This is a genomic window from Thermoflexus sp., assembly GCF_025055495.1.
GTDB lineage: Bacteria > Chloroflexota > Anaerolineae > Thermoflexales > Thermoflexaceae > Thermoflexus.
The window spans coordinates 1-6,203 of the sequence record NZ_JANWXB010000184.1 but is presented as its reverse complement, the minus strand read 5'-3'; the positions used below and the strand labels follow the sequence as shown (position 1 = coordinate 6,203).

Genomic DNA, 6,203 nt, shown 5'->3' with positions numbered 1-6,203 from the left:
CCAGCACAGAGCAGATTGCCCAGCCAGCGGGCGATCAGAACCCGGTTTTACTCTTTGAAGATCTGGGTTCGCTCATCGTCCAAGCGCAACGGGTGGGTCTTCTCCTCCTCAACGCCCTCCTGGGCCGCAAGGGACGGCGATGAGGGGGCAGGTCGAGGGGCGGATGAAGCCTGTGCGTCTAACTTCAGCCGAAAGTGAAGCTGCACTCGCCCCATGTTGATCAGATCGCCGTCCTGCAAGCGTGCACCGTTCATTGGGACCTGCTCGTAATTTACATACGTCCCGCTGGTGCTTCCCTCGTCGTAGATCATGAAGACCCCTTCTTCGACCTCTTCGATGCGGCAATGCAGGCGGGACACCGTCCGATCGTTAAAGACGATGTTTGCTAGGGATTCATCCCGGCCTAGGCGAACATGGATGCTGCGGATGGGGATCTGGCGGCGCTCCTCCTCCCCTTCCACCACCACTAGCCATGCCCGGGCAGGTTCAGCGCCGCGGACGGCTCCGGTAGGGAAGAAGGGCTCCGTCACTTCCTTGATCCGCTGCACAAGCGGCTGGGTCATCGTGGAAGCGGCCTCGCGAAGGCGCGGGCTGCGGACGAAGGCGATGATGGCCACCCCTAGGGCAGCTAGGGCCAGCGTGCAGGAAAACACCGGCAGCACATCCAGGAACCCACGGCTGACGGGGGATGGTGCCGCAGCCGGTCGACGGATCCGCGGTCCGTTCCCATGGACCAGGAACCCGAGGTTATCTTCCAAGTCGACCTGCAATAGGTAAACACCTGGCGGGGCACCCGCCAAGTTTACCGTGCCCTGCAGGAGGGCCAAGTTGCCTTTTTGAGCCGCCGTCTGCTGTTCGAATCCCACAAACGCCTCTCCAACACGGAACCCCTTGACCAGCACGCCATAAGCGCCCCGCTGGTCCTTCCACTCCACACGGATCTTCACCGGCAGCGAGAGGACCTTGCTGGCATCGATCTCCTCCCCGCCTTCCCACTCTACCCGGACCTCCGGGGGCCGGATAGTCAGGGCGTAGGTGGCCCGAACCTCGATGGTCTGGCCACCGACCTCTAGGCGGAGCACCAGCTCGTGCTGGCCGGACTGACGGACCTGCGAGCGGTAGCGCAGCACCAGGAGCTGGCCCCACCGGGTTTTCAGGGATTCGTAGAAGGGCGTCATGTCGTCGCGCCCGTAGATCTTCACCTGGCCTCCGGTCTGCGCGGCGATCCGCCGCAGGTTCTCCATCGCCCGTTCCCGCCCCTTCCCCTGGGGAGGGCCGATCTGGATGGCGTGAACCACGATCTGCCGCTCCTGCGCACGCCGAGTCACATCCGTCACCTGCTGATCGCTCAGGAAATCGATGCCATCGGACAGAACGATCACCATCCCTGGCCGGTTGGCGCGGCCGGGGGCGTTCTGGAGGACCTCGATCGCCCGCCCGAGCAGATCAAACAATGGGGTAGCCTCCTGGCCCCGCGGCCGGGGAGGGAAGTCCTGCTGATCCAGAGCATTCGCCACAGCCCCCCCATTCGTAGTTAGGGGCGTCCCATCCTTCCCCAAGCCTCCGATAAAAACCAGCTCCGCGCCGATGGGGGCTAAAAGGGCCACCCGGGACCGTTCCCCCATGTTGTCCACGATCGCTCGCACCAGCTCCCGTGCTTCCTCTAAGCGCGATTTGCGAGTGTAGCCCCGGGACTGCGGGCTGATGATGCTCTGGCTGGCATCCAGCAGGATGACGATGTCCGATCCGAGCTGAGATGGAGCAAGGGTTGCCTCTTGGGCTGGAAGCGCTTGGCCGTCCTCGATCATCGCGACCAGCTTGGGCTGTTGAGGGACTGGCAACCCGGCGTTCAGATCCACCACCTGCAGGAAGGCGGTGACCGTGGGGAATTGCGTGACATCGATTCCGTAGATCCGCGCCGTCAGGATGCCGCCTTGCGCATGGGCTGCGGAAGGCCTGAGGCCATGGAGCGCTACCCCAAAGGTCACAGTTAGCAACAGCCCGAACACCAAGCTTCCGGTCATCCGGGTGCCCTTCTGCCCCTCCATCCTCATACCTCCTCCGCGCGATCTCCTAAATCGAGAATCCACTGAACCCTTAGCTCGAGATCTCCGATGCGCAACGAGGAGCCATCGGGCAGCGGATAGGAGCTCCCCCTTTCTAGGGGCTGGCCGTCCAGCCACGTCCGGTTGGTCGTCTCCGGATAGATCTGGATCCACCACTGTCCGTTGGCGAACCAGATCCGGGCATGCCGCCGCGAGACATAGCGCTGGGGATCCTCTGAGCTGAGATCGATGTCCGGCGACGGCGACGACGCGCTCCGCCGTCCCAGGATCCCTTCACCTCGCAACCGGAATGCCCGGCCGCTGCGGGTCCACAACACCAAAGCTGTCGGCCGCTTCCGCAGTTCCTCCAGCCGGGCCTGCAGTGCGACCGCCTCGGCATGCTGAGGCGCATGGGTCAGCACCCAGCGGATCCGCTCTTCTGCCTCTGCCAGCCGGTGCTGATCCAGGAGTTGCCGGGCCTCCCGCAGGGCCTGATCGACCTGCTGCTGCAGCCGGCTGCGCTCGACTTCCTCGCGGAGCAGGCGGGCTTCCGGATGCTCCGGCTGAACCCGCAACACCCGATCAAGATGCTCTAGCGCCAGATCGGCCTCGCCCCCTGCCCAGAGTTCCTGGGCCTCTGCCAGCCAAAAGCTAAGCCCCCATCCCCGCTCCAGCAGCACGTTCTCCAGAGCCTCCAGGGCGCTATCCGGATCCCGGAAACGCTGCTCCAGCGCTTTCGCCATCGCCTGGGAGAGCCATCGCTGGAACCCCTCCGGGATGCCCTCGAGGGGGGGCAGAGGCTCTTCGATGTGTGCCCGGCGTTGACGGGCTGGGTCGTCGTAGGGAAACGGCAAGCGCCCAGCCAGCAGATGATAGGCGATCGCTGCCAGCGCGTAGAGGTCTGTGGGGAAGCCCATTGCTTCGCGCTGGATCAGCTCTGGGGCAATGTAGGCACAGGTGCCGATCGCCTCCCACGGGACCACGCCCGGCTGGGTCCGATAGATGAGAGCCGCCAGCCCCGCATCGGTCACATAAAACCGGCCACGCCCATCCACCATCAGGTTTGACAGCTTAAGGGCCCCGTGCATCCCGATCGCTGTGGTGATCCCGCGGAGCGCCAGGAGGGTTCTCCACACATACGTCACTACTCGATCCAGGGTAAGGCGCCCTCCCTCCCGCTGGAGGAGGATATCCAGGGGGAGGGCCCGATCCACCCACGGATAGACAATGTAGAAAACGTCCTCATCCGGGTCGTGGCCAGCTTCAATCGGGGACAAGAGATAGGGCACCGACTGGCTGCGCAGGCCGGCAATCAGACGTTGCAACTCCCGCTCCAGGCTATTGCGGTCCTGGATCAGAAAGGCATGCAACACCTTAAGGGCTCGTGGAGTTCCCGTCTCGCCCCGGACCTGATACAGGACACCGATCTTGCCCTGGCGGATCTCTCGGTCGACCCGATAAGGTCCAATCCGTCGACGAGACCGCATCTTAGCGCTCCCACTGAGAGCACGCTACGCACACTACGCCCTGCGACGGCCAGGCGCCTCGACCGCCTCGGCGGCCGGCACGATGTGGGCTGCCATCCGACCGATGGCATCCAGAAGGCTTGGCCGGCGGAGCACATCACTGGGAGTTCGATCGTTCACCATCCAGGGATCCTCCGGGATCGTCGCCAACCAGCTCATGCCCTTGAGGAGCTGCTGCAACGTATCGGGGCGGATCTCGCTCCGACGGGTGGCCCGATTGAGGGCCACGCCGATCTCCCCCGGAATCCCCAGGCGCTGCAACAGATCCATGGACAGATAGGCCGCTCGCAGGGCAGCCAAATCCGGGATCAGCGCGATCACGACGTGATCAGCGCGGGTGAGGGCCAGCACGGTCAGCGGATCGGCGGCCGGCGGCAGATCCAGAACCACATACCGATAGTAGCTACGCAGATTGATCAGGAGATTATGAATAGCATAGGCCAGGGCGTGCTCGATCCGCACATGCTGCAGCGCACGCTGCAGAAGATCTCGGAAGAGATCGTCTTCCGCCAGACGGGAAGAGGCCGAGAGGGATCGATACAGGCGATCCAGCTCTGATTCTTCCTCCAGAGGCACGCGGGATGGGAGGTAGAGGTCTTTGAGCACGCCGAAGTGATCCTCCTCCCGTGGGGCGGCGAGGACATCGAACCGCAAGTCACCCTGGGACCGGAGGACCAGGGAATCCACGATGGCCGGGGACCATTGCTGGAATTCCAGGCTCTCCAGCCATGAGCGCGGGGTGGGCAGGCCGATCAGGGAATCCGTCATCCCCGCATGCCAGTTGAGATCCACATAGATCACCCGCGCAGAAGAGACCACTGCCAGCCGATCTGCCAGACCGATGGCCAACGTGGTCTTCCCGACACCTCCTTTTAAGCTGAACAGGGCCACGATTTGGCCGGTTTCGCGTCGGGCGGCCAGTTGCCGACCTCGCAGCAGGTCCCGCACCCGCTCAAGGGATTCGATCCACCCTTGGAAGCGGGGAGGAGTCATCATCCGCAACACATCATCGGCGCCGGAGGCCATGGCGCTGCGCAGGTAGCGCGGATCTTCGAAATGGGCCTCGCCCACCACCAGGATCACCGCGCTGGTAGGGATGGTCTGGGAGAGCAGCCGGCACGTGTTCAGCTCTGAGATGCCGCCTGCGTTCTCGGTCAACAGGACGATCTCCGGGGTCGGGCGGACGTGAGGGAGCAGATGAAGAGCCTGCTCCGGATTCTGGAAAACCCGAACGATCTGAACCCGCCCACTGTTAGTGAGAAACTCGCGGATGCTCTTCTCCCAGGCTGGATCGCTGGTGATCAGCGCCACCGGAATCAGATCCGAACGGCCCTGCGTCATCCCTGCCCTCCGTTCCCGGAATTACTAAACCTTGTCGATCGCGACCCCTTAGGGTTTTCCCGATTGCCCATGGGGCAGACGTTGAACCCTCTACGGACGGATGGCCCGGTCCCGGTCGATCAATGGGACGCTCTGCTTCTCCTCGTCCCCGAACCGGCGCAGCACGAACCGGATCTCCTTGGCGAAGTTGCGCATGTAGGTCAGGCGGGCGGCCTCCTCCAGCGAAAGATCCAGAACCACCACCATATCCGGCGCCAACTGGCCGCTCGGGAGCAGCCGGCCGATCATCCCCGCGATCGCCTCCCCCTCTCGCGGCAAGAGATTACTGGTCGCCAGCACCCGCACATTTTGCAACATCACCACCGTCTGACCCGATCCGCCGGGCTCGCCCTCCATGGAGACCAGAACATCGACGTGGTTCCCAGGTCGGATCAATCCAGCCAACCCGGTCTCGGAATTCACACTGATCGCTACCGCCCGCCGGCCGGGCTCCAGACCGAGGTTTTTATCCAGCATCCCCCATACCAAAACGGAATCCTTGGGAATCGGGACCATGGTCACCCATCCCTCCAGGTCATCCTGGGGACGGACAAGCCCCTGGAGGCGATTGAAGTAATAGGCGGGGAGTTCCGACTTGCGGAAATAGCTGTCCACGTTTTCCCGTCTAATCACAGTAAATTGAGGGATATCAACTTGTGCTACCAGCACGGTTACAGTCTCCCCAGTAATCTGAGAAGCCTGATTAACAATCCCCAACCCGATCAAAAAAGTGATCGTCCCTACGATTACGGCTGCACCGGTCAGAATCCACGCCGTGCGACGCATCCTCCCCTCCCAGCTCCAGCTTGTAGGCTCTGAATCCGACGGACTCACCCGTTGGAGAACACACCGACCCGGATGAGACCGGCAACCAGCGTCTGGTATCATGATCTATTTTAAATGAAGATCTGTGAACAAATTGTGAACACAGCCTTTTGCACCTGGCACCTTACGACCTCAAGCGTGCGGTGTTCGGCAGAGGCGGAAGAAGAACCTCGGACTACGAGGATGGGCTATGGCCGGAGATAACTGCTCAGCGACAGCCTTTTGATACCGGAAGAGGCAGCCGACCATGGGGGAGCTGGAACAAGGGGCAGACCGCACGGGCAGAATCGGAGCTTCAAGATCGCCAGGCCCTTCGCCGTCCCGATTGGCAACTCAATCGCGAGAACACCCGTGGGATCGTCTGAGCGGATCTCGAAAAAGCAAGTCTACCTTGGGTTTGCTAAGCCTACCTCTCGGAAAGCACGGC

Annotated in this window: 4 protein-coding genes; all 4 read right to left on the bottom strand. The window is 62.6% G+C overall.

From position 1 onward, the window contains the following. Nucleotides 1–47 precede the first annotated feature (47 nt). Nucleotides 48–2,048 carry an FHA domain-containing protein gene (locus NZM16_RS06375; protein WP_295450665.1) on the bottom strand — a complete coding sequence of 667 codons (2,001 nt, stop codon included), beginning with the start codon at nucleotides 2,046–2,048 and terminating at the stop codon, nucleotides 48–50. Nucleotides 2,049–2,050: 2 nt separating this feature from the next. Then, nucleotides 2,051–3,532: an FHA domain-containing protein gene (locus tag NZM16_RS06370; RefSeq protein WP_295450668.1), complete on the bottom strand. Its 1,482-nt coding sequence runs from the start codon at nucleotides 3,530–3,532 to the stop codon at nucleotides 2,051–2,053. A gap of 33 nt (nucleotides 3,533–3,565) precedes the next feature. Further along, entirely contained in the window at nucleotides 3,566–4,912 is a 1,347-nt protein-coding gene (locus tag NZM16_RS06365; RefSeq protein ID WP_295450671.1) for an AAA family ATPase, read from the bottom strand. Between the two features lie 90 nt (nucleotides 4,913–5,002). Continuing rightward, on the bottom strand, nucleotides 5,003–5,737 hold the full coding sequence (cpaB, locus tag NZM16_RS06360) for a Flp pilus assembly protein CpaB (protein ID WP_295450673.1): 735 nt from the start codon (nucleotides 5,735–5,737) through the stop codon (nucleotides 5,003–5,005). Nucleotides 5,738–6,203: the final 466 nt, after the last annotated feature.